This window comes from uncultured Psychroserpens sp. (assembly GCF_947501425.1).
Classification (GTDB): Bacteria; Bacteroidota; Bacteroidia; order Flavobacteriales; family Flavobacteriaceae; genus Psychroserpens.
On record NZ_CANMVN010000001.1, the window covers coordinates 122,433 to 145,111 of the forward strand.

Annotated in this window: 21 protein-coding genes; 17 read left to right on the forward strand and 4 right to left on the reverse strand. The window is 33.8% G+C overall.

Going from position 1 to position 22,679, the window contains the following annotated elements; translation table 11 throughout:
- Positions 1-11: 11 nt before the first annotated feature.
- Positions 12-392 (reverse strand): ribonuclease P protein component, encoded by a 381-nt coding sequence (gene rnpA, locus Q0951_RS00570; RefSeq protein ID WP_299332875.1) that lies wholly within the window; start codon positions 390-392, stop codon positions 12-14.
- Complete coding sequence (locus Q0951_RS00575) at positions 393-1,202, reverse strand: LexA family transcriptional regulator (protein ID WP_299332878.1); 810 nt, start codon at positions 1,200-1,202, stop codon at positions 393-395.
- 512 nt (positions 1,203-1,714) lie between these two features.
- On the opposite strand from Q0951_RS00575, the gene Q0951_RS00580 reads away from it, so the two are divergent.
- The 17 genes from Q0951_RS00580 (at position 1,715) to Q0951_RS00660 (ending at position 19,118) form a co-directional block, all read left to right on the forward strand.
- Complete coding sequence (locus Q0951_RS00580; protein WP_299332880.1) at positions 1,715-5,359, forward strand: hypothetical protein; 3,645 nt, start codon at positions 1,715-1,717, stop codon at positions 5,357-5,359.
- Between the two features lie 54 nt (positions 5,360-5,413).
- A complete protein-coding gene (locus Q0951_RS00585; RefSeq protein WP_299332882.1) occupies positions 5,414-7,576 on the forward strand; it encodes a hypothetical protein in 2,163 nt (720 codons plus the stop codon).
- A 2-nt stretch (positions 7,577-7,578) separates the two neighbouring features.
- Entirely contained in the window at positions 7,579-8,652 is a 1,074-nt protein-coding gene (locus tag Q0951_RS00590) for a PQQ-binding-like beta-propeller repeat protein (RefSeq protein WP_299332884.1), read from the forward strand.
- Between the two features lie 509 nt (positions 8,653-9,161).
- Positions 9,162-9,833 carry an ADP-ribosyltransferase gene (locus tag Q0951_RS00595; protein ID WP_299332887.1) on the forward strand — a complete coding sequence of 224 codons (672 nt, stop codon included), beginning with the start codon at positions 9,162-9,164 and terminating at the stop codon, positions 9,831-9,833.
- 4 nt (positions 9,834-9,837) lie between these two features.
- Positions 9,838-10,086: a hypothetical protein gene (locus Q0951_RS00600; protein WP_299332890.1), complete on the forward strand. Its 249-nt coding sequence runs from the start codon at positions 9,838-9,840 to the stop codon at positions 10,084-10,086.
- A gap of 162 nt (positions 10,087-10,248) precedes the next feature.
- Positions 10,249-10,806 carry a transposase gene (locus Q0951_RS00605; protein WP_299332892.1) on the forward strand — a complete coding sequence of 186 codons (558 nt, stop codon included), beginning with the start codon at positions 10,249-10,251 and terminating at the stop codon, positions 10,804-10,806.
- A 123-nt stretch (positions 10,807-10,929) separates the two neighbouring features.
- Positions 10,930-11,223, forward strand: a complete 294-nt coding sequence (locus tag Q0951_RS00610; RefSeq protein WP_299332895.1) for a hypothetical protein — start codon at positions 10,930-10,932, stop codon at positions 11,221-11,223.
- A 48-nt stretch (positions 11,224-11,271) separates the two neighbouring features.
- Positions 11,272-11,700: a hypothetical protein gene (locus tag Q0951_RS00615; protein ID WP_299332898.1), complete on the forward strand. Its 429-nt coding sequence runs from the start codon at positions 11,272-11,274 to the stop codon at positions 11,698-11,700.
- Positions 11,701-11,931: 231 nt separating this feature from the next.
- Positions 11,932-12,447 carry an SMI1/KNR4 family protein gene (locus Q0951_RS00620; RefSeq protein ID WP_299332901.1) on the forward strand — a complete coding sequence of 172 codons (516 nt, stop codon included), beginning with the start codon at positions 11,932-11,934 and terminating at the stop codon, positions 12,445-12,447.
- Positions 12,448-12,540: 93 nt separating this feature from the next.
- A complete protein-coding gene (locus tag Q0951_RS00625) occupies positions 12,541-13,128 on the forward strand; it encodes a hypothetical protein (RefSeq protein WP_299332904.1) in 588 nt (195 codons plus the stop codon).
- 69 nt (positions 13,129-13,197) lie between these two features.
- Positions 13,198-13,554, forward strand: a complete 357-nt coding sequence (locus Q0951_RS00630) for a hypothetical protein (RefSeq protein ID WP_299332906.1) — start codon at positions 13,198-13,200, stop codon at positions 13,552-13,554.
- A gap of 23 nt (positions 13,555-13,577) precedes the next feature.
- The gene (locus Q0951_RS00635; RefSeq protein WP_299332908.1) at positions 13,578-14,081 is read left to right on the forward strand and encodes an endonuclease V; all 504 of its coding nucleotides are present in this window, start codon (positions 13,578-13,580) and stop codon (positions 14,079-14,081) included.
- A 301-nt stretch (positions 14,082-14,382) separates the two neighbouring features.
- The gene (locus Q0951_RS00640; RefSeq protein WP_299332911.1) at positions 14,383-14,811 is read left to right on the forward strand and encodes a TIGR02594 family protein; all 429 of its coding nucleotides are present in this window, start codon (positions 14,383-14,385) and stop codon (positions 14,809-14,811) included.
- A gap of 34 nt (positions 14,812-14,845) precedes the next feature.
- Positions 14,846-15,277 (forward strand): phage holin family protein, encoded by a 432-nt coding sequence (locus Q0951_RS00645; protein WP_299332913.1) that lies wholly within the window; start codon positions 14,846-14,848, stop codon positions 15,275-15,277.
- Positions 15,278-15,372: 95 nt separating this feature from the next.
- Positions 15,373-15,978 (forward strand): hypothetical protein, encoded by a 606-nt coding sequence (locus Q0951_RS00650; protein ID WP_299332917.1) that lies wholly within the window; start codon positions 15,373-15,375, stop codon positions 15,976-15,978.
- Positions 15,979-16,071: 93 nt separating this feature from the next.
- Positions 16,072-17,922 (forward strand): CBS domain-containing protein, encoded by a 1,851-nt coding sequence (locus tag Q0951_RS00655; RefSeq protein WP_299332920.1) that lies wholly within the window; start codon positions 16,072-16,074, stop codon positions 17,920-17,922.
- A 47-nt stretch (positions 17,923-17,969) separates the two neighbouring features.
- Positions 17,970-19,118, forward strand: a complete 1,149-nt coding sequence (locus tag Q0951_RS00660; RefSeq protein ID WP_299332949.1) for a succinylglutamate desuccinylase/aspartoacylase family protein — start codon at positions 17,970-17,972, stop codon at positions 19,116-19,118.
- 50 nt (positions 19,119-19,168) lie between these two features.
- On the opposite strand, the gene Q0951_RS00665 is transcribed toward Q0951_RS00660, so the two are convergent.
- Positions 19,169-21,031: a M1 family metallopeptidase gene (locus tag Q0951_RS00665; RefSeq protein WP_299332951.1), complete on the reverse strand. Its 1,863-nt coding sequence runs from the start codon at positions 21,029-21,031 to the stop codon at positions 19,169-19,171.
- Positions 21,032-21,053: 22 nt separating this feature from the next.
- Positions 21,054-22,673, reverse strand: a complete 1,620-nt coding sequence (locus Q0951_RS00670; RefSeq protein ID WP_299332953.1) for a S8 family peptidase — start codon at positions 22,671-22,673, stop codon at positions 21,054-21,056.
- Positions 22,674-22,679 lie beyond the last annotated feature (6 nt).

A 22,679-nucleotide genomic window follows, 5' to 3' on the forward strand; every position in this document is an offset into this window, starting at 1 on the left:
GTATTAGTTGTTTATAGTGACGATACTTTTTTTGAAAAAGCACCTAAAAGATCTTTCATTTTTTTATCTACAGAATCAAAATCTGTTCCATCTTTACCAATGTACAAAATCATTAACGCATAAGATGACAAAATGTTGTTAAAATACTCTGATTTGTTGAGGCGATAAGCTTCGCGAAGTAAGCGTTTGATATGATTTCTATCTACAGCATTTTTAAAATTTCGCTTACTTACAGACACACCTGTTTTGAATCTTATGTTGTCATCTTCAAAATTTGTTTGCAAATACACCATACGTAAAGGATATGCAGAGATTGATTTTCCTTCGGAAAATAGCTGCTCAATAAGTTTTTGGCTTTTTAGTTTTTCTGTTTTAGGATAAGTAAACGACATCTAATTTTGAGATTTCTGAGAGACTAATTGTTGGAGGTCTACAATTTTACTCTCAAGTTCATGTAGTCGATCATATACATCTACAGGTTCTGGCATTTGCTTTGAAGCAAACATGGTGACATACCAAACCTCCATAATATCTTCTGCGTTTATGGTGTAGGTTGGGTAGTTACCATCTTTGTTATCACTTTTAAGAATTAATTTACCGCGTTCTTCTATACGATTAATCACACGCTTTAAAACCACACCATCATTTTTACTAATGATCACGTAAACTCTACCGTCTTTGATATCGCTAAAATCTTCAACATAACGACCAAATACCATATCGCCATCAAAAAAGGTGCGCACCATAGAGTTGCCTTGAACCTCAAAACATCTAAAGGTGCCATTATTTAATTGAGGCATATGAAATGCAGGTAAAGTCTCAATGTATTCGGCATCGCCATAACCGTCTAAGTAACCAGCTCTGGCTTTTGCAGGAACGTAGACGACGTTTTCTTCGCCTTCAGGTGTAGTTGAAATGACCTGTGGCATTCCAGAATATGTTGGAGTATTAGAGACTTCAGATTTTAACATCACAGGACTTTTTCCGAAGAGGTAATCTGGATTGATATCAAACTCATCGATAATGGCCGACAATACATCATAACCAGGTTTTGTTTTTTTTCGAGAACCGTCAGATTGAGGCCTTCCATTGACGATACTATCTATAGTGGTTCCGGTAACACCAATACGTTTTGAAAAGGCGTAATTATTGAGATTAAAGTGGTTGATGATAGCGGTAATTTTTTCGTCTATGTGTTCCATGGTCTTTAATACTAAGAGGTCTCACTTTTTACAAAATTATTTTGCAATTTGTTTGTATTAGTTTGTAAAATGTGTTATATTTGTACTCTATTTAAATGCTAAGATACGAAATTTACTTAAAAATCAAACATTTGTTAAATTTTATTAGCATTTTCTTCAGATTTTAAAATTAAAGACGTCTTATTAAAATCTACGATGGTTACGTATTCAACAACATGTTGGAATACGATGAAAGTTTATGCCTTAAGTATTAAGGTTTCAAAGCGAGGTAAACTGTTAGAAAAGCGAAATGATAACAGTTCATATACCTGTTCTGTGTTGAAACCACTGTTAAAATCAAATGATATTTTTTTCTCTTTATACAAAGTAGAAAAATTGAGCATAGCCTAAGCTACGGTCTCTTTTTTTACTGAAGTAAAAAGGTGAAAAATGCGTTTTATTAAAGTTGTTTTGACTTAGAAAAGGTATGCGTTGAACTTAATAAAACAAGTATAAACTTTAAACATTTTACAATGAGTACAGAAAACAATAACAAACAAACTTTATTTAGGTTTGTTAGTTTTAGAAACCCAAATTTAGCTGAGACAAAGACAACTAATTTGGCGTTTATTCAAAGACCAGACAAAATAAATGGGGTTTTTGATCAAGTCTCAGCATCTGAGACACAAACAAAATTACGAGCCATGTTAATAGAGGCTTCCGTTTTTGAGACTTCTGCTATTAAAACAGTAGAAGAATTAGAACAAGGAGAGCTAAAAGAATTAGTAAGAATTGGAAAGTCTCTTAGCGCTAATAATGAGCTTTCACCTGCTGATAAAGATTTATGTAAAGAACAGTATGGGAATTTGATAGATTCAGAAACCATTATAATGATTTGGGATAACCTTATCTATCAATACTTAACACAAACAGATTTTTATATAAAAGAAGCTTTGACCTATATCCTAAAGGCATTGCATATAGGCTATGTTCAAACACTAACTCCTAACGAAGAGCTTAAAAAAATAAATGGAGCTGACCTTATTCAAGCTGCATTAAATGCAACCATAATTATACCGTCTTCTGTTTTAGGAAAAGTAAAACCTTCATCAGCGAAACGATTATCTGCTAAAGAATTATCTAGCAAAGAGGAAAGCTTATTGACTTTAGGATTAGAGGGTTTTGAAAAAGAACAAGATGCTTTAATAGAAAGAGACAGTCTTAAGCAATTAAAATCTGAAGTTGAAAGTATAAAAAATAAATATTGGTCTAATTATGAAAACGCTTTAAAAGCTGCTAGGGAAGCATATAAAAAAGACTATGGCGAAATCATTCAAGCTTATGAAGAACAAGAAGATTTTATTGATGACCTAGAAGAGGCTAAAGCGCCTGAGGAAGATATTATAAAAGCCTATGAGGTTTTAGATGGCTATAGTTATCCTGAATTTGATTTTTCTTATAAAGACGAATTAGATTGGAACGATATTCAAAGTCAATTAAGTGAAGAGTCGTTAGCCTATTTCTTAGAGAATTTTGCAAATGCTGAGCAAAGCATTGATAAAGAAGTTGATTTAGAAAAGGCTGTAATAGTAACAGACAAGGGTTCTGAAATAACAGTAGACACAAACACCTTTTCATTTAGACATAATGGTTTTGATGAAATCATTTCAGATATTGATAATCAAGTAGATACATACGATACTATTTCATTAAACGAAGCTAATCTTCCCCAAGATGAATATGTAAATGTTGGTGGAGCGGTTGTTCCTGTGTCTACGTCTACTACTACGCAAACTCCAAATCTATCTTATGTATTAAGAGCTAGAAAACAAGGTTTTTTCGGATTAAATAGAGGATATGCTACATTTCAAATACATGTAGAAAATTCTTCATGGGCCCTTAGCAATGCTGTTATTTCTGCAACAACTAGTTCAGGAGCTTATACTAAAAACATAAGTGCAGTGTCTGTTGTTAATAACAAGATTAATTTCCCTCGTTTTTTAAGAAACAACATAAGAAGCATCAGTAATTTGAGTGTTCAAGTGTTCTTCGCTAATGGTAGAGAAGCTAAACTAGATTTGAGTACAGTGGTTGTTGATAGACCTTATACAGGAGTACTTACTTTAAAACCAGTTATAACCGATAATCCAGATAACACCAACCCAAGTGAACCTACTCCTACAAGAGGCGAACATTTTGGATTAAAACGATTAGGTGTTGCTGAATATATGAAAGTTACTCAAAGTGTTCATGCTTATGTGCCTGGAGAAGTATCGAATATAGAAAATGTAATGGCTAGCGAGTTACGGCATAAGTCTATAAATGAGCTAACACGAACTGAAGATACTATTACAACAAGTACATCTCAAGAGATTGAAGAAGTATCAGATACAACTAAAGTTAATCGAGCAGAAATGCAAACCGAAGTTGCAAAAGAACTTAGCAAACAACGAAGTTTCCAATCGCACGCTAACTTTTCTTATGATACTGATGTTTACAAGTTTGATACTGGGGTTGGCTTTGCTAGTACAAATGCGCAACATGTCAGCAATGTTCAGGCGGTAGCTAAATCACAGGAAGTAACCGAAAGAGCTATGGAGCGTGTGCAATCTAAGATTTCAGAAGAAAGAATTAGTAAAATCATTCAGGAAGTCTCTTTAACTAATGTACATGAATATGATAATAGAGGCGGACTAGGAGAAAACGCCGAGCGTCCTAAACATATTACTGGAGTTTACAGATGGGTCGATAAGAAAATGAAAAATCAGATCTACAACTATGGGAAACGTACCATGTTTGAATTTATGATCCCAGAACCTGCTAAGTTACACCGTTTAGCTATCGCTACTACAGGTCACACTTTAACAGCGCCTGTAGACCCAAGAAAAGCACCTGCACCACATAAAATGAGCAATGCAACTACAGCAAGTAAAAGCTTGTTATTATACTGGGCAGATGTATATGGTGTAGAGTTAACCGCAGAACCTCAAAACAAACAGCAACTTATTAAGGTTAATGGAAGTCCAAGAGCTAAACACAACTGGAACTTTAGTAGTGAGCCGCTTCAAATAGATGAAGGTTATGTTGCTAAATCTGGAGTTATACGATGGATGTTTAGTAAAGAGGAACACCGAAGAGGAAGAAACGGAAGAAGACGTCCGTTTTCTATTCAAATTTCAAATTTAAAAGGAAGCACTTTAAATTTCAGTGCTCATAGAAGCTCACGTTCTAAAAGCGGTAATAATACGGTAAGTGGTTTGAACGTGTCAGATAATTTCACGTATACAGCTAGCGGACGTAACGTTAAGTCTTTTGAAGTTAATTTAGAGCTTAACTGCGAGCCATCTCTAGCGTTAATTAACGCTTGGAAACTAGAAAACTTTAACGCGATTATTGAAGCTTATCAAACAGCTTTAGACGCTCATAAAGAAGAAGTTGCAGCAATTGAAGCAGAACAAGCAGCAAAAGCAGCGGAGCAAAAAGATACTATGGGTAATTTTTACCGTATTATCGAAAGCGATGTTCTTAAACACAATTGTATTGCTTACTTATTACAAAATTATCTAAGCGATTTAGGGCAAGATTTCACTGATGGTGATGAGATGCAAAACTTTAAGGTTAACCTCAGCGATGATTTAGATAAGTATACTGCAAAGGCAAAATTCTTAGAGCAAGCGTTTGAGTGGAGTATTAAAGATTACACATTCTACCCTTATTTCTGGGCAGACCGTAAAGAGTGGCAAGAGATGTATTTATCTGAAAATACAGATACACTATTTAGAAGTTTTTTACAAGCTGGTCTAGCAAGAGTTATCGTAACTGTAAAACCTGGTTTTGAAGAAGCTGTACAGTATTTCTTGGAAACAGGAGATGTATGGATGGGCGGAGAAACACCAATTATTGGCGATCCGCTTTACATGAGTATTACTCAAGAAATGCAAGAACCTACTGGAGTACCACAAGGCAACTACTGGATTACCCGAATTCCGACGACGCTTACCATTTTACAAGCGAAGTCTGCCGGATTAGAAGTAGAACAAGCATTACCGATATTCCCAGAGGATGAACCAGAAAATTGTGAAAACCCAGAGCAGTTAGAAACAGTGACATCATTCACATTAGATGATGTGCAATTAACCTCACCAAGCGTGAGTGAAACCACATTGTATTCTAACTAATTTATTAACGAAAAAGGTGGTGGATTCCACCACCTTTTTTAAACTTATTAAACTATGTCAAACACAACATTTTATAAAGCAAAAAGCTTAGGGTTGGTAAAAAGTAAATCATCGGCTACCACCAAAGCCTCTAGACAAGGAATAGAGAACACACTAAATAAAACAAATAGCTTAAATAGAGAAGAACTGGAAACTTTTTTGATAGAAAATAATATTGAGAGTTTTCTCTACAAAAACAGTTGCGAAAGTGGAGATGTTATTATCATTTTTGGACGTATATCTAGTAAAAGCCTAGCTTTAAAATATATTGATATTACAATAGCAAATAGTATTGCTAAATTAAAATTAGATGATCTAAAAAGCACTTTCTTATTTAAAAAAGAAAACAGATGGAATAAGAGTGAGTTAACAATACCAATTAAATATATGAACGGTATCTGCCCAGATACATCAAGCTCTATTACTGATAAAGAAATTAACCACATTACAGAAATCGTTAAGGACCATATTCAATTTACAACGCTTAAAGGCCCAGAAAAGCAGTTTGAATCACTTAGCAAGGAAATAAAAAAACAACTTAACAACCCATTTTACGATGATGTTAACCTTTGTGTAAGGTTAACAGTAGCTAATACAGCAAAACGAAGAACGAGAAATAAAAGTATAATTGCCAAGCCTTTAGATGGAAACTCTAATCAAACAATTGGTATACCATACACAGAGGTTTCAGGCAATTCAAAAGCATTAGCAACTACATTCAAAAAAAATGATAAACCTTGTGAAATAGGCTTAGACATTAAAGTTGATGAAAATGGAAAACTCTCTATAAATCATTTTGTAAACCCAGATTATCTTAAGGAGTTTGAAGAAAAGTGGGAAAAAGAAATTAGAAGACGAGGTCTTCAAGATGAGATTGATATTAAAGAACTGCGTGAACAAGTGCTCAAAGATTTTGAAAGCGCAGAAACAGAGCATAATTTTTTAGAACGCTTTGTTCAAGACACCAAAGCCTTTTTTAGTAGTGAGGTTGGTGGATACATAGAAGCCATACAGGCAACCCAAAAAGTGGCTAAGCATGTATGGAAAGAAGGTACCATAAGTCGCGGTGTGTGGCATTCAACTGGCGATGATGCAAAAGAGCATCAAAACTTCCCCGACTATATGCATGTCAATGGTTATGTTGGAGGCGCTATAGACGGAGTCGTTGACGAAATTGCCGGTATTCCAATGGCTATTAAAGGGGTGTACGATATTGTTACTGATGAAAAACAAAGAGACGCTTTAGCTAAAGTGTTTACAAAAGAAGGGTTTGGGCAACTTGTAGAAGGATTGTCTTCTCAGGCACAAAAAATTCAAGGAGACCCTGAAAGACTTCAACATTTCTCTGGTCAAACAACAGTATCTGTTGTATCTATGGCCGTTCCAGGTGTTGCTTTTACAAAAATTGGAAAATTAGAAGAGGTAATAGATAAAACTTCAGATGTATTAAAAGAGTTAACAAACCCTAAGGTACTTGAAGTGCTTGAAAAATTAAAAAAAAGCAAAGAAGGAACAAAGAATATAAGACACACGGCTTTATATAAAAAGATAGAAGCATTCTTAAAAACAATTGATGTAAAAACATTAGACAAGTTAGCAGATGCTCCTGGGTTTGGAACTGTTATTAAAGATATGGGAAAACATTGGAAATCTTTTTGGGGAGGCAAATTTGTACTGGAGTATGCAAGCATACAAGTAAGAAATGGAAAAGTACTAAAATTTGAAGTAAATGATTTATCAAATGACTTAAGAAGAATCTATGATGTGGTAATAGATGAAGGAAATGATATTATTAAAAAGCTAGAACTAAAAAGCTGGAAGGGCTTTTATCCTGAGAGTATTAAAAAGCAATTCACTAAAGATTTAGCAAAGATGTCTAAATTGGAAGACGGTTTTAATATACAATGGGTATTTAATAAAAAAGGAGTCACACAATCGCTTTCTGAACTTAAAGAGAATGTGTTGAAGGCATTAAGAAAAGCAGATGGCACACCTATTGATGAGTTGAGTGTAGTTAGCATAGATCAAGTGAAAAAAATATTTCCTGAACCAGAAGACATATCTGCATTAGAGAGTTTCTTAGACTTTGGCGGGACGCACCAACAATTTTTACTTGATAAGTTAAATGAAGATGCTATTTTTGATAGTATATTTGAAATAGTAGAAATAGTAGATTAGTTATGTATAAGTTAGAAACAGTATTGAAGGATATTGGTAGCCAAAGAGGTTTTATAGAAAATTTTTTAGTTATGGATGTTCCTAATGAAAAAAGACTTAAAGTCTTTGATTTGGAGTTGTTTGATGAAAAGTGGGAGTTAGTGCACGATAGCCATTCTTACAATATATATAAGGATAACATTATTGCAGGAAATCTTAGTTTTTATAACACCAATAAAGAGCTTTTATATTCAAATCCATTTGATTACAAACTAAATATATCTAGCCATAATGAAGAAGGTGCTTCTGTTTTAAGGCAAGTACTTAAATGGGAAAAAATAGGAACAAAGTTTAATTTTACTTTTCAACACCACATTTTTAACTTAAACACCAAGGAATTTATTAAACAAAATATTTTAAACCTGCCCGGAGGAGTAGTTTTTATAAAAAGCAGTTTGTTAGTATTAAGGGCTAAAGAGGGTAGGTTAATCATCTATGATTATGAGTTGGATAAAATAGTCTGGGAACGAGATTTTTCCGAAGAATGTGCCTATATAGATCCTATACGTGTAAAAGAAACATGGCGAAAAGGAGAGATTGGTCAAATCTATCAATATGCTGATGACAAACTCATCATTACAGCGGGAAAGTACCATACATTTTGCTTAGATCTCAAAACCGGGGAGCAACTATGGACGTTAGGTTTTACTGCCACATTTATTTTAACAGGTGATGAAGCCTTTGCATATACTAATGGTGGATCTATAGCGAAGATAGACTTAAAGACAGGTGAAATATTAAATAGTAATGGTAAATTTCATAAACTACCAGACTTACCTCAGGTAAGTCATGAGAGATTGGGAGATATCCACATTAGCGCTCATGGTTCAGAAATGATTTATCATGATAATTCACTATGGTATTTAGTACACTCAAATGGCTATTCTTTTGTAGTGAAGATAAATCCAGACACATTTGCTTATGAGTGGATTCATCAGGTAGATACTGTTGAAGAAATCAGAGACATCAAGTTTTACAAGGATAGAATGTATCTTTATGACTTAGGCTATCAATTACATGTTTACACAAAACAGTAATTTTCAACTAATGAGTTTGTTGTGATTAATGACAATCACAACACTCTAAATGTATCCGCGAAGAAAGCACCCAGATGAAGAAAGGTATAGCCATGATTAAAAAAGCACACATTAAAATATGTGTGCTTTTCTTTCTAATAGCTTGTCGTAAATTTTCAATATTTAAAAACTAATTAAAAATTATGTTAACAGAACAAGAAATGCTAGAAATTGCAGAACATTATATGTCATTTAGAAGTCATGATGATATTGAACTAGTACTTTACCCGATAGCGCGGATTTGCAATCCGCGCCTATATTAACTAATGATAAAAGCACACATTTTTATAGATGTGTGCTTTTTTAGGCAGAAAACGCCGTAAATTTTCTATATTTAAAACCGTGTCTTCTTTGGTTTAGAATGTGTTTTAGTTTGTGCACGGATTACAAATCCGCGCGATCTGGTTTTACGAGAAAGTGCTAAGAGAGCTCTTAAAAAAGAAAAAGAACTTGTTAGTGCGTTAGACGATGTGGTAATTGAAGATGGTGGTAAAAGTCGTAAATTAACTGAGACAGAAAAAGGTAAGGTAGTAGATGAAATGTATGAAGCATCAGGAATAGACAAAGAGGTATTAGAAAAAAATATAGAATATAAAAAATATTTGGATTATCTAAAAAGTGGCGAGATAAAGCGAGTATTCTCTAATGTTCTTTCAATAGAAGAAGAAGCTATATTAAAATTTTACACAACAAATCCTGGATATAAAAACTTTAATAAAGCACTACGTGGTGAAATCCCTATAACTGACTTTTTTAGGGCTCAAGAAAACCTTATGAATCAGGCTTTAGATAAATTGCCAAACTATAAGACAAACGATTTGCTTTTTAGAATTGAAAATTTGACCGAGTCCCAAATAAATACTATCTATAAAAAAAATGAGGTTATAACAAACAAACATTTTACTTCTTCAAGCTACGACATAGATGCTATAGCAGAAGCAATGAGAGAAAGACCTTATACGATTATGGTTCTTATAAAGGATTCAAAAACAGGTAAAAAAATAGAAGCATTATCGACATTAAAGAAAGAAAAAGAAATTATATTTAAATCAAATACAGAATTTATTGTGGAAAGAGTTTCTATTGGGACTAACCCTGATACTTTAGAGCCAATAAAGACAGTAATATTAAAGGAAAAATAGACAAATGGAAAATAAAGAAAGATTAAAGGAGTTAAAAGAAAAAAAAGAATCCTTAGTGTTTATTTTGGAAGCAAATTTTGAAACTATTGAAGAGTATAACGCTTTCAAAGAGGAGAACATTGATTCTTTTATCGAGTTAAAACAAGTTAATCAAGAAATTCGAAATTTAGAATGGCAACTCATGTCTCCTAAAGAGCAACAGGAACTTTTAGAATATTATAAAAAAATTAAAGAAAAATATTCTAATGAATAGGTGTTTTCAAATACAAAATGTTTGTGTCATACTTGGATAGCGCGGATTTGCAATCCGTGCCTATAATTAAACAATAATTAATACTAAAAGCACACATCTATAAAAATGTGTGCTTTTCTTTTAGAATAATTTATCGTAAATTTTCTATATTACAAATAAAAAATGTCTACAAAATATAAAGCAACAATGAGCGACACAGGTTATTTTATAACCATTACTATTGTTGGTTGGGTAGATGTTTTTGCACGTTTAAAACAACGTAATGTGATTATAAACGCTTTAAAATACTGCCAGAAGCATAAAGGGCTAGAGGTTTATGCCTTTTGTATTATGTCAAGTCACATACATTTGCTCTGTAAAGCCAAAGAAGGGTTTGTGTTATCAGATATTATGAGAGACTTCAAAAAACATACTTCAAAGCGAATCATTGAAACCATAATTAATCACCCAGAAAGCAGAAGAGAATGGTTATTAGGTTACTTTCAGAAGTCATGTGAACATTTAAAAAGAAATCAAAAATATAAAGTTTGGCAAGATGGATATCATGCAGAGGTTTGTAGAACAAATACATTTATACAACAAAAACTTAGGTATATTCACAACAATCCAGTAAAAGAAAGAATTGTGGAAAAACCTGAGGACTATTTATACAGCTCAGCAAGAAATTATGCAGGTTTAGATTCTGAATTAGATGTATTAGTTTTGAATGTATTTAAATAGTGCACGGATTTCAAATCCGCGCGATCAGGATGAACTTCTCCTTTTAAGAGGAAGAAAATTTATAGTTAAAAACGTAGAAGAAGTTGATGGTAAATATTTAATAACTTTAATAGAAAAATAATTATGACAGATAAAGATTTTTTAAAAAAAATAATAGATGATCAAAATAAGTTTTGGTTAGAAGAATACACGAAACTTAATAGACAAGAAAAGGTCAAATATTGGTTAGCAACTACCCATAAAGGGATGCGCACACAAGGTGAATCATTTGCTGATGAATATTCTGAATTTTCAAAAAAGTGGTATGACCATGCTAATGTTGTTGAGCCAGATTTTGACTCAATTTTTAAAGAAGCAATGAATGATATTGGTTTCGAATTTGATTGGGAAGAGTATAATAAACGAATTCAAGAGTAATGTTTTAATAAAAGTAAAGAAAGTTGTTTTGCTTTATATTTTGAAATTATGAAAACAATTGGATTTATAAAACCTCATGATAAACATAATGAAGCTAAATATTTGTCAGAATATTTAGAAGATGGTTATGAGAATAACGATAAAGAAGCAATATTAAACTATTTGAATAAAGGCGTTTTGTGCATAGACTGGATGGAATGGCTATTTGAAGACGAAAGTGACGATGCCGTTAGTATTGGCCCAAATACCTGTAATACGGATGGCATTTGGATTTGGCCAAATTATTTAGAGTATTATTTAAATAAGTACCCAAACTTTAAATTGGATCAAGAATTTATAGACTATGTCAATGAAAACCAAGATAAATCTGTAGATGTTTCAAATGAAGAAAATATTAAGATTCAGGAGGCATATCAACGTCTTACTAATTCCAAAACAGACAAGGGTACAAGCCTAATAGATGAAGATGAAAATTAATAGCTAAAAAATTTAGTGATGTTGAAATTAAAAGCCTGATAGCGCGGATTTATAATCCTTGTCTACATTAACTAATTAATGAGGAAAGCACACATTTTAATAGATGTGTGCTTTTTTTGATTGTAATTTATCGTAAATCTTCTATATTTAAAGCCTCGTCTTCTTTGGTTTTGAATACGTTTTTGGTATACGCTCGGATTGCAAATCCGTTCAACATGATGAAATCTATAGATGAAGATAGATTTTGCGATATTAGATATAATCATGGACTTACTATATTTACAAAAATTGAAAGACAATAAAAAGATTGGTTCACAAGCTATTGAAGGTGTGTCTGAGCAAAAGATTTTGGAAACCCAACAAAAACTAGGAATTATGTTTCCAACAGCTTATAAAGAGTATCTTTTCTTGGCAGGAAAAAATTCAGGTAATCTTCACATGCTAGAAACAGATGATTTAGAAACATTGGCTTCAGATTTTTACAAGGAGCTTTTAGATGAGGATTTGAAAGAAACTAAAACATCATTTGATAGACCGTTTTGGGCTTTTGCAAGTAGCATTGGTGATCAAGGGTTTTGGTTTTTCTATCTAGATGAAAATAGTGAAAACCCAGAAACGCACTATTATTCATATGAAGCAACAGAACCTTATGAATCTATTGTGGGTTCTCACGGACTCTCATTTAGTGAACTTGTTGATTCAAGAATAGATTTTGGACTTAAGGTTGAAAAGGATGGTATTTGGTAACAAATTATTTTTGATACGAATTTATTTAAGTCAAAAGTCACAGATGGTTTTCCTGTGACTTTTAATCCCTTTTGTTTCTTAAAAACGAACAGTATGATTGAATTTATAGAATGTTTTAAACCAAACCAAAATTTTTATAAGTTCTCTAAGGAGAATTATTATGAGTTTATTGAGGGTATTTTTCCTGGTTACTACTATAATTACCAATCGGTAGTGACATGGAAAAATGATAACAAGAAGCATTGTTTTAGTAACAAGCTGTTAAAACATATTCCGTTAAAAAACTGGGATGGTATAGCTTTCATTTTAGAGAATCAAAAGGAATTAGTTATTTGTAATTCAGATGGATCAATTAGACTTAAGGTGAATGTGCCTTCAGAACTAATTCAAATAGAAGATTTTCAAAGCGGATTTAATTTATCAGAATCAGAAACTCAAAATGTTTTTAATGACGATGAATTTATTATGAGCTACGATCGATTTGACGATTATTTTGAATTTGAAGGTAAAAGCTATATATCCGTTAAAGTTAAAAGGTATCATTCAAGTAATTCACAAGACGCCTTTCTTCAGATGCGTTATTTAGATTGTAAAACGGGTGAGTTTTTACCATTTACCAAAACAATTAGTAAGTATGTAGAAAATCAACACGGTTATAATGAAGCGTCTGTAAACATCTAAAAGATCTATGCTAATATCTTAAAAATCAAAAGCCACAATAATTATTGTGGCTTTTGTAATTTAGACCCAATGAAAAAAAGATTTATATACTCAGGATACATTAAAATAAGTTGCGACACGCTTTTATCTTTTATGGGAAAGGTGTTAGAACCATCTAAAATCAGAGATAGATATGCCGCAGACTTGCAACGAGAACTAAAATATGAGGACGATACAGTTGAGATCTATGCTTATGAAGATGGTCATGGCGGAATCTTATACCAGACGGAGCTAAAAGGCAGTCTTGAGGATGCGCAAAATTATATACATATGATTACTGAAAACCTTAGAAAGCTGGATTATATACATCAATTTGAATGGAGTGAGGTCGATAGTAATGACAAGCAAATAGGCAAAGAATACGAGATAAGCTTTCCAGAACAATAATTTAACCACTCAAAAGAAACTAGATGTATCTTGCCTTAGACGTTCACTATAAAACCAATTACGCTAAAAGTGTTGGGCTTACCTTTTTAACCAAAAAAGATGAGATACCTCAAGAGCGCTATGTGGCTATTATTAAAGATGTTGCACCATACCAACCAGGTGAGTTTTATAAACGTGAACTCCCATGTTTATTAGAAATCATTACTAAAATAGATCTCGATCAAATCGATGCCATTTTAGTGGATGGTCATGTGTATGTTGACAACGATGGTCATTATGGTTTGGGAGGCTATTTGTATGAGGCGCTTCAAAACAAAGTCCCAATTATTGGTGTGGCGAAACGTGGATTTTATGCCAATTCTAAAACGGTTAAAGAGGTGTTTAGAGGCCAAAGTAAGAATCCGCTTCACATTTCTGCAATTGGCATCGACTTAAAATCTGCCGCACAATTTATACACGATATGCATGGCAACCACAGGCACCCAACACTTCTCAAAGCCTTAGACACTATCACCAAATCAGAGTAAAACAAATTACAAAATTTAACACTATTTATTTGTAAAATGTTTGTATAAATCATGTAATATGTTTATATTTGTATTCGCTTTTCTAACAACGTTTATCGTTCGTTAATTACATTTCGTGTTAAGTGGAAACTCAAAAAACCCAGATTAAACCTAGACTGGTTAAGAATCAATACAAAACATGTAATCTTTGGTAATGAGTTTGGTCTACTTAAAATAAATTTAAACATATGTGTAAATATTTACATCGTGTTTCAAAAAATAAATACCACAGTATTTATTAAAATCAATAAAATTTTAAACTATGAACTTGATCACAAAAGCGCTATCTGAGTATGGCGTTAAGGAAACTGTTGGCTCCAAAGACAACCTTAGAATTTTAAAATACTTTGATGATATTGGTTTTGATGGCGCAAAGCTTAAAGACGAAACTGCCTGGTGTAGTGCCTACGCTAACTGGGTTGCTAAAACCGCTGGATATGAATATTCAGGAAAACTCACAGCCAGAAGCTGGCTTCGTGTTGGAACCTCAACCTCAACACCTAATATTGGTGATATTGTAGTGTTTTGGCGCCAATCACCAAACAGCTGGAAAGGCCACGTTGGATTTTTCATTAAAGCTACAAAAAACTATGTGTATGTCCTTGGTGGAAACCAACGAAACATGGTATGTATCAAAGCATATCCAAAATATAGGTTGCTGGATTACAGACAGCTGGCTCCTATTAATTAACCCAATCCTACTGGGATTTTAAAAACTTTTAGATATGGAAAAAGTAATCAAATTCGTGTTTTGGTTACTGGCACTCTTGTCTCCTGTTAATGCAGTTATGGTTACAATGGTCTTTTTGATCATTGTCGATTTTATTACAGGCTCTTACGCCTCTATTAAAAATCGAATTCCCATTCGTAGTTCTAGAATTGGTCATACCATTTCTAAGTTCTTTATCTATAATCTGGTCATTCTGGCAGCATTCTTCCTAGAAGAATATATTGTCAATGAAGTACCATTTTTAAAGATCATTGCTGGATTTATCGCTATTACAGAGATCAAATCCATTTTAGAGAACTACAACACGATCTATGGTGTAAACCCTTTTAAAGCCTTGGTTAATTTGATCAAATTAACACCGCTTAAGGACACTCTGGAGAGTCTTACAGAAGATGATGAATCGAAACAAAAACCCGATTCTGAGTAACGTAACAAAACATGTGAAGCTAATGATATTCCTGGTCTTGTTTCAGGAAGCGAAACAGATCAGGAATGGAGGCTTCTTAAACACAATTAAACACAATGAAACTATTTAATATTTCCGCAGAAAAAACACTGTTGTTGATCATCTTGGCCATTCTTATGTTCAATTTGCTGGCTAAACAATGTTCGCCAAACCATGTTGAAGATCAACAACCCAAAGTAACCATAGTTAGAGATACCATTTGGCAAACTAAAGTAGATACATTCAAAGTACAGACACTTAAATATCAAACCGTTTATGTTAATCGAGATGAGGTTTCTGAACGATATCAAACCCTTCCGAAGACCAAAGACTCAACAAACTACTTAAAGGCTAAAGTTTACAGAGACACCTTGCGTCATGACGATATGGATATTTTTAGTTATAATCTCGTTGAAGGCAATCTTCTGGAAAGTGAACTATCTTATAAACTTAAAGTGCCAAGAGAAATTACTGTGACTAAAACGATCGAATATCCTAAAACCTACAGAAGCGGACTCTTTCTCTTTTCTGAAATTGGAGGGAACCAGTCTAAGTTTGACAATATCAGTCTTGGCTTGCAATACCATCGAAAAGGTAAATGGTTTGTGAGTTATAGAGCAAACCTTAACCAATTGCAACAACCTACTCACAATATAGGTGTAGGTGTAAGGTTATTTAAGTAGCTATCCTTTGGTTAGACAAGTAAACCATGATTTAAATCATATTTTAACTCCAAAGTTTGAAGTAACTTGACTAACATTTAAAATCGTCAGGTCATGGGAAATTTAAACGTCACTAAATTATCTAAAAAGAAAGATAAGGCTAACTATATCCATCAGCTTACCAAGGATATAGAAGCTCTGGATTATATGATCAATAATGATATGATCGAAAAAGCACCAATTCGTATTGGTGCCGAACAAGAATTTTGCTTAGTCAATCATGAGTTTTTACCCAGTGGCAATGCACTTGATATTTTAAAGGATATTGATGATGACCATTTCACTACTGAAATTGGAAACTATAATCTCGAGATCAACCTAGACCCATTCGAACTTAAAGACGATTGTTTTTCAAAACTTCATAACCAACTCAAATCTTTATTAGATAAAGCCAAATTAGCTGCCAAAAAACACAACACTAAAATTGCGCTTACAGGCATTCTTCCTACACTATCATTAAGACATATCACAATTGATAATATGACGCCAATTCAGCGTTATTATGTGCTTAACGAAGCTATTAAAGAATCCAGAAAACAAGATTTTGATATCCATATCAAAGGTGTTGACGAATTAAATTTGTTACATGACACTGTGATGCTTGAAGGTTGTAACACGAGTTTTCAGGCACATTTACAAATCAATCCAGACGATTTTATTAAAAGCTATAATTGGGCTCAGGCTATTTCCGGACCTGTATTAAGCGCCTGTACAAATTCACCTTTTCTCTTCGGAAAAGAACTCTGGAGTGAAACCCGAATTGCCCTATTTACTCAAAGCGTTGATACCAGAGCAAATTCATTCATTTTAAACGAAAAGCAATCAAGAGTAAGTTTTGGTAACCAATGGGAAACAGGAGGCATTTCAGATATATTTAAAGATAATATTTCGAGATTTAGAAGTTTGGTCACTGCCGAATTTGGTAAAGACAGCCTGGAAATGCTTAAAGAAGGTGAGATTCCAAAGCTCAAAGCTTTATGCTTACATAATGGAACCGTGTATCGATGGAACCGCATTTGCTATGGTGTTGGAGATGGTAAACCTCATTTAAGAATTGAGAATAGGTATATTCCTTCTGGTCCAACGATGAAAGACGAAATTGCTAACATGATGTTTTGGGTAGGCTTGATGGTAGGTCGACCAAAATCTGAAGATAACATTCATGAAACCATGGATTTTAAAGATGCAAAATCCAACTTCTTCACAGCTGCCAGATACGGAATGGCTGCGCAATTCAATTGGAAAGGGAAAATCATGACCAGTAAAAGTCTAATTTTAGATGAACTACTACCAATGGCATACAGAGGGCTTTATAAAATGGGAATTGCACCCAGAGATGCTGAGAATTACTTAACGGTTATTGAAAACAGAGTCCAAAGTCATAACGGCTCGCAATGGCTGACAAAGAGTTATAGAAATTTATTAAAGTCGAAAAAGCGCAATGAAGCGCTTCAGGTATTAACAGCTAATATGTATTTAAAACAAGAACATGATTTCCCTGTATCAACATGGACTGTTTTAGATCAACATGCAAACACGACATTTGACATTGATAAAAAAGTGCTACATGTTATGAATACCGATTTGTTTTCTGTAGGCAAAAAAGACAGTTTAGAGCTTGTTATTAATATTATGAAATGGAAAAATATTCATCATATGCCAGTAATCAATGTAAAAAAAGACCTTATCGGCTTGTTGAGCTGGACAGATATTGAAAATCATATTAATGAAATTGAAGAAAGCACTAAAAGCGTTCAAAATTTTATGAAAGAAGACTTAATAACAATCACAAAAGATAAGTCTATAGCAGAGGCTAAAACAATAATGCAAAAAAATGAAATTAATTGCCTTCCTGTTGTAAAAGGCAACAAATTAGTAGGTATATTGACATCCAATGATCTTTAAAGTATATGACGGAAGTCTTTAGTAAAGCTATTAATAATACAATATCAGTGGATAGAATAATAGCCAATATAAAAGGAAAGAATAAAGGCGCAAGCATTGTGTTTTTTGCAGGTATTCATGGTAATGAAACGGCAGGTGTTTTTGCATTAGAACGTGTTTTAAAGACGATTGACCCAGAAACTATACACGGAAATATCTACGGAATCTCTGGTAATTTACAGGCTTTAAAATCCAATCAACGGTTTTTAGACAAAGATCTTAACAGGATTTGGACTAAAGAGCAATTAGAGGCGTTAAAGTCCAAAGATCAATTCAATATTGAAGAACTTGAACAACTAGAGATCTTTAAGCTCTTACAAGATATTATTACCACAGACTCAGGCCCTTTTTATTTTATCGACTTCCACACTACTTCAAGTAAAACCTTACCATTTATAACGATTAATGACGCGTTAATTAACAGAAAGTTTTCGAAACTATTTCCTGTACCTATCGTTTTAGGAATTGAAGAGTACCTAAACGGACCTTTATTAAGCTACATCAATGAATTGGGTTATGTGTCTTTAGGTTTTGAATCTGGACAGCACGAAGAAAAGGAAGCTATAGACAATAGTATCTCTTTTATTTATCAGGCTTTAGTTCACGCTAAAATCATGGACAAGGAGACTGTGCCTGATTTCAAAAAGTACCACGAGTTATTGAAATCTAATTCTGAAAACTTAACCGAAATTTTTGAAGTTGTGTATCTACATCGACTAAAAGAGGGTGACAATTTTAAAATGAAGGAAGGTTTTAAAAGTTTTCAACCTGTCAAAAAAGGAACTGTATTAGCAACGAGTAATGGAGAAGATCTGGAATGCTCTCGAAGCGCAAGACTGTTTATGCCATTGTATCAGAAAAAAGGTGCAGAAGGCTTTTTTATAATCAGACCAATCAAACCGTTCTTTTTAAAACTATCGGCTATACTTAGATATTTAAAATTTGATGGATTATTGGTTCTATTACCCGGAATATCCTGGGAAAATAACAGTAAAGCTGCACTAAAAGTGAACCTGAAAGTCACAAAGTTTTTTGCCAAGTCTATTTTTCATTTACTTGGCTATAGAAATAAGAGGGTAGATGCCACACATCTGTTGCTTTACAACAGAGAACGCGCCTCTAAAATTGAGTCTTATGAAAATGAAGGCTGGTATTAAAAAAGCCTCATCAATTAAGACAAGGCTTTTAATTTTTATCTGCTCAAAAATTACTCTACAGACAAGGTATTATTATCACGTTTGATATCTGCCATAAATCCGTTGGGATCGATTTCTACAGATTTTACTGGTTTTGAAGCGTCAAATGTGTATGTTGGATAGGCCCAAGCCCAATCGTCTTTTACTATGGCTGAGGATGGTTTTTCTCCGCGCATTTGACGCAACGGAATGTAAACATCTTCAGTAGAATCATCAGTATAAGTCACTTTTAGATCAATAGGCATTGGCATAATTCCAATACGCTCCAAGGTTATGCTCTTACCCTCAATACTTTTTACAGCATAGTCAATCGTATTTGTGGTTTGAGCAAAATCCATTAAATACCAATCCAATTCTAAACCTGAGACTTTTTCCGCAGTACGAATAACATCCATAGGTTTTGGGTGTTTAAAAGCAAAATCAGTGAAATACTTTTTGATGGTTTTTTCTAAGTTTTCTTCGCCAATAACATAGCCAAGTTGTGCTAAAAACACTTCACCTTTACTATATGCAGAAATAGAGTATGCTCTATTATAGGCATAGCGATCAGCATGTGTGGTCAAAGGTTGTTCAACTCCAGAATTTGCTAAATAAATATACCCTCTATATGCATTGGAAAACGGATTTACTTTATTAGATTTATTAATGTGGTTCATAGCTTTATCATCAATATAGCTAGTAAATCCTTCGTCCATCCATTCGTGTTTTGACTCGTTGCTGGCTAATAAGAACTGGAACCAACTGTGTGCCATTTCGTGCGCAGTAACACCTACCAGACCATTAAAACTTCCTTCACCTACAATAAGTGTACACATACCGTACTCCATTCCGCCATCACCTCCTTGTATCACAGAATATTGTTTGTAAGGGTATTTACCAACATGCTCACTGTAATACTGCATCAATTGAGCTGCAACAGGTTGAAGATTTTTCCAGTTCTCTAATTTATCCTCAGCCATGGTCTTTTTATAAAAGAAATGTAGCATTGGTCCGTCAGAAACCTGAAGTGTATCGTGAATGTAGTCTTTATCTGCTGCCCAAGTAAAATCATGTACATTAGGTGCAATAAAATGCCAAGTTAAGGTTTTGCCTTTTGGTTTTACATCATTGGTCGTGTAACCATGACCTATCTCATCCGGGTTTTGTAAATAACCTGTTCCACCAATAACATAATCTTTATCAATGGTGATCTTAACATCAAAATTTCCCCAAACGCCATGAAATTCTCTTGCAATATAAGCGTTAGCATGCCAACCTTCGTCGTCATATTCAGCTAACTTAGGATACCATTGCGCCATAGATAAAGCCACACCTTCTTTGTTATTACGGCCAGAACGACGAATTTGAACAGGAACCTGTCCGTCAAAAACCATATCAAAATTTACAGTTTCGCCAGGCTTAATAGGCGAATTAAGTGTCACTTCTAAAACAGTTCCCGAAAGTTCATAGTTGAGGTTTTTTCCGTTTTGCTTAAGAGATTTTACTTTGATATAACCAATTTCATCCTCCTTAAGTTTTGAAATTCTACTCTCATAAGCCGGTTTCTCTCGTGTTCCTTTATTTACGGCCATTCTACCATCTGGATCTTGAATGCTCTGTAATCTGGCATCCATTTCACTATTAGGCTGAAACGCATTAAAATATAAATGATAAAATACTTTATCTAAAACATCAGGAGAGTTGTTTGTGTATTTTATATTTTGGGTACCCTTAAATTGATAGGTGTTTACATCCATATCAATATCCATAGTATAATCGGCTTGCTGTTGCCAATACCCATCTGTTTTATAGATTATTGACTGATCTTGTGCATGTGTATACAAAGTAAGTATTGCCATGCATAAAGATAACAGTGTGCTAATTTTTCGTTTCATAGTTCTTTTTTTACCTTCAGATTTATTTAGAATTCGCCATTTGAGAAGCCATTATCAGTGCATTGTATGCATTTACAATTCTACCTGATTTAGAAATTTCAGAAAGCGATTTAACTTCACCATTTTCACCAACAGTAACTTTAGCTTTTACAGGAAGCCCAGAATCCATAAGGATTTTTTTAACCTGAGCAGCAGAAAGGCTTGGATATTGCGAGCGAATCAATGCTGCAACTCCAGCAACATTTGGCGCAGCCATAGATGTTCCACTGTTTAAAGCATATTCGTTTTCTGGCATTGTTGAATACACATCACTACCAGGAGCAAAAACATCAACGTTCACTAATCCGTAGTTAGAAAAACCAGAGACCATACCAGACCCATATTTTTCAGTTAGAGATCCTACTGTGATTACATTGTCTGAAACTTCTGGTCCAGTACCAACAGCATCATTAGGATAATTATTTGCCACATCAATATCATTACTATCGTTTCCTGCTGCATGAACAAAAAGAACATCTTTTTCAGCAGCATATTTTAAAGCATCTCTAACCCATTCGCTGTGAGGAGAGAACGATTTACCAAAACTAGCATTGATGATCTTAGCACCATTATCGGCAGCATAACGAATAGCTAAAGCAACGTCTTTATCGTATTCGTCTCCATTTGGAGTAGATCGAATCGCCATAATCTGAACGTTATTAGCTACACCATTCATTCCTTTTCCATTATTGCGCTCCGCTGCAATAATTCCGGCAACATGTGTACCATGACTTTCAGATTTTACTGAATGTCTTGGGTTATTGTTTCCATAACCAACCTTATCGTTAAGATCATTTGGATTATCACCAGTTTTGCGTCCACTGAAGTTAATATTGTAGTTATAATTCAAACGATCGTTAATGCTTACCAAACCATCTTCGAGTTCGGTTTTAGCTTCTGATAATGGCTCTAATCCATTACTGTACATATATTGAGCGATTCGTTTTGCCTGATTAAGACTCTCGTTATCTGTTTTGATAGCGGCAACGTCTTCTTTGGTATAATCTGATTTTCCAAAGTGCTTAGTTAATGTTTCGTCAGCAGATTTTACCTGTTGTAAGATTTGCTCATATTGTGTTTTGTATCCAGTATATTTTTGAACATCTTCATTGTATTGTGCTTCTGCCTCAGCATATCTAGGATTACTTTTATCTCCTGAAGCTAGTATTCGTACAAATTCAAGTTGCTCGTTGTAAGCATCTCCAAGAAAGTTCCATCCGTGAATATCATCAACATAACCGTTATTATCATCATCTTTACCATTATTTGGAATTTCATCTTTATTGGTCCAAATGACATCATCTAAATCTTCATGGTCAATGTCTATTCCACTGTCAAGAACTGCTACAATAACAGTTTTACCTTTTTTATTTTTAATGATGTCTGTGTAAGCTTTATTGACGCTCATTCCCGGAATAGTATCTTGCACTAGGTCCAAATGTGACCAAGAGTTTTTCTCAGCCTCACTAAGTGCAGATTCTTTTAAAGGAGAGGTGTCAATATTTTCTATAGGAGTAGATAAGACTCCAGATGTGCTACCGCATCCTAAAAGCATCGCAGATGCAAAAATTGAATATAAAAAAGGTTTAAATGTGTACTTCATAATAGT

Bases quoted from the DNA above. Each gene is read 5' to 3' on its own strand.
- rnpA (WP_299332875.1), bottom strand. From the start codon at position 392: ATGTCGTTTACTTATCCTAAAACAGAAAAACTAAAAAGCCAAAAACTT.
- Q0951_RS00575 (WP_299332878.1), bottom strand. From the start codon at position 1,202: ATGGAACACATAGACGAAAAAATTACCGCTATCATCAACCACTTTAAT.
- Q0951_RS00580 (WP_299332880.1), top strand. From the start codon at position 1,715: ATGAGTACAGAAAACAATAACAAACAAACTTTATTTAGGTTTGTTAGT.
- Q0951_RS00585 (WP_299332882.1), top strand. From the start codon at position 5,414: ATGTCAAACACAACATTTTATAAAGCAAAAAGCTTAGGGTTGGTAAAA.
- Q0951_RS00590 (WP_299332884.1), top strand. From the start codon at position 7,579: ATGTATAAGTTAGAAACAGTATTGAAGGATATTGGTAGCCAAAGAGGT.
- Q0951_RS00600 (WP_299332890.1), top strand. From the start codon at position 9,838: ATGGAAAATAAAGAAAGATTAAAGGAGTTAAAAGAAAAAAAAGAATCC.
- Q0951_RS00605 (WP_299332892.1), top strand. From the start codon at position 10,249: ATGTCTACAAAATATAAAGCAACAATGAGCGACACAGGTTATTTTATA.
- Q0951_RS00610 (WP_299332895.1), top strand. From the start codon at position 10,930: ATGACAGATAAAGATTTTTTAAAAAAAATAATAGATGATCAAAATAAG.
- Q0951_RS00615 (WP_299332898.1), top strand. From the start codon at position 11,272: ATGAAAACAATTGGATTTATAAAACCTCATGATAAACATAATGAAGCT.
- Q0951_RS00620 (WP_299332901.1), top strand. From the start codon at position 11,932: ATGAAGATAGATTTTGCGATATTAGATATAATCATGGACTTACTATAT.
- Q0951_RS00625 (WP_299332904.1), top strand. From the start codon at position 12,541: ATGATTGAATTTATAGAATGTTTTAAACCAAACCAAAATTTTTATAAG.
- Q0951_RS00630 (WP_299332906.1), top strand. From the start codon at position 13,198: ATGAAAAAAAGATTTATATACTCAGGATACATTAAAATAAGTTGCGAC.
- Q0951_RS00635 (WP_299332908.1), top strand. From the start codon at position 13,578: ATGTATCTTGCCTTAGACGTTCACTATAAAACCAATTACGCTAAAAGT.
- Q0951_RS00640 (WP_299332911.1), top strand. From the start codon at position 14,383: ATGAACTTGATCACAAAAGCGCTATCTGAGTATGGCGTTAAGGAAACT.
- Q0951_RS00645 (WP_299332913.1), top strand. From the start codon at position 14,846: ATGGAAAAAGTAATCAAATTCGTGTTTTGGTTACTGGCACTCTTGTCT.
- Q0951_RS00650 (WP_299332917.1), top strand. From the start codon at position 15,373: ATGAAACTATTTAATATTTCCGCAGAAAAAACACTGTTGTTGATCATC.
- Q0951_RS00655 (WP_299332920.1), top strand. From the start codon at position 16,072: ATGGGAAATTTAAACGTCACTAAATTATCTAAAAAGAAAGATAAGGCT.
- Q0951_RS00665 (WP_299332951.1), bottom strand. From the start codon at position 21,031: ATGAAACGAAAAATTAGCACACTGTTATCTTTATGCATGGCAATACTT.
- Q0951_RS00670 (WP_299332953.1), bottom strand. From the start codon at position 22,673: ATGAAGTACACATTTAAACCTTTTTTATATTCAATTTTTGCATCTGCG.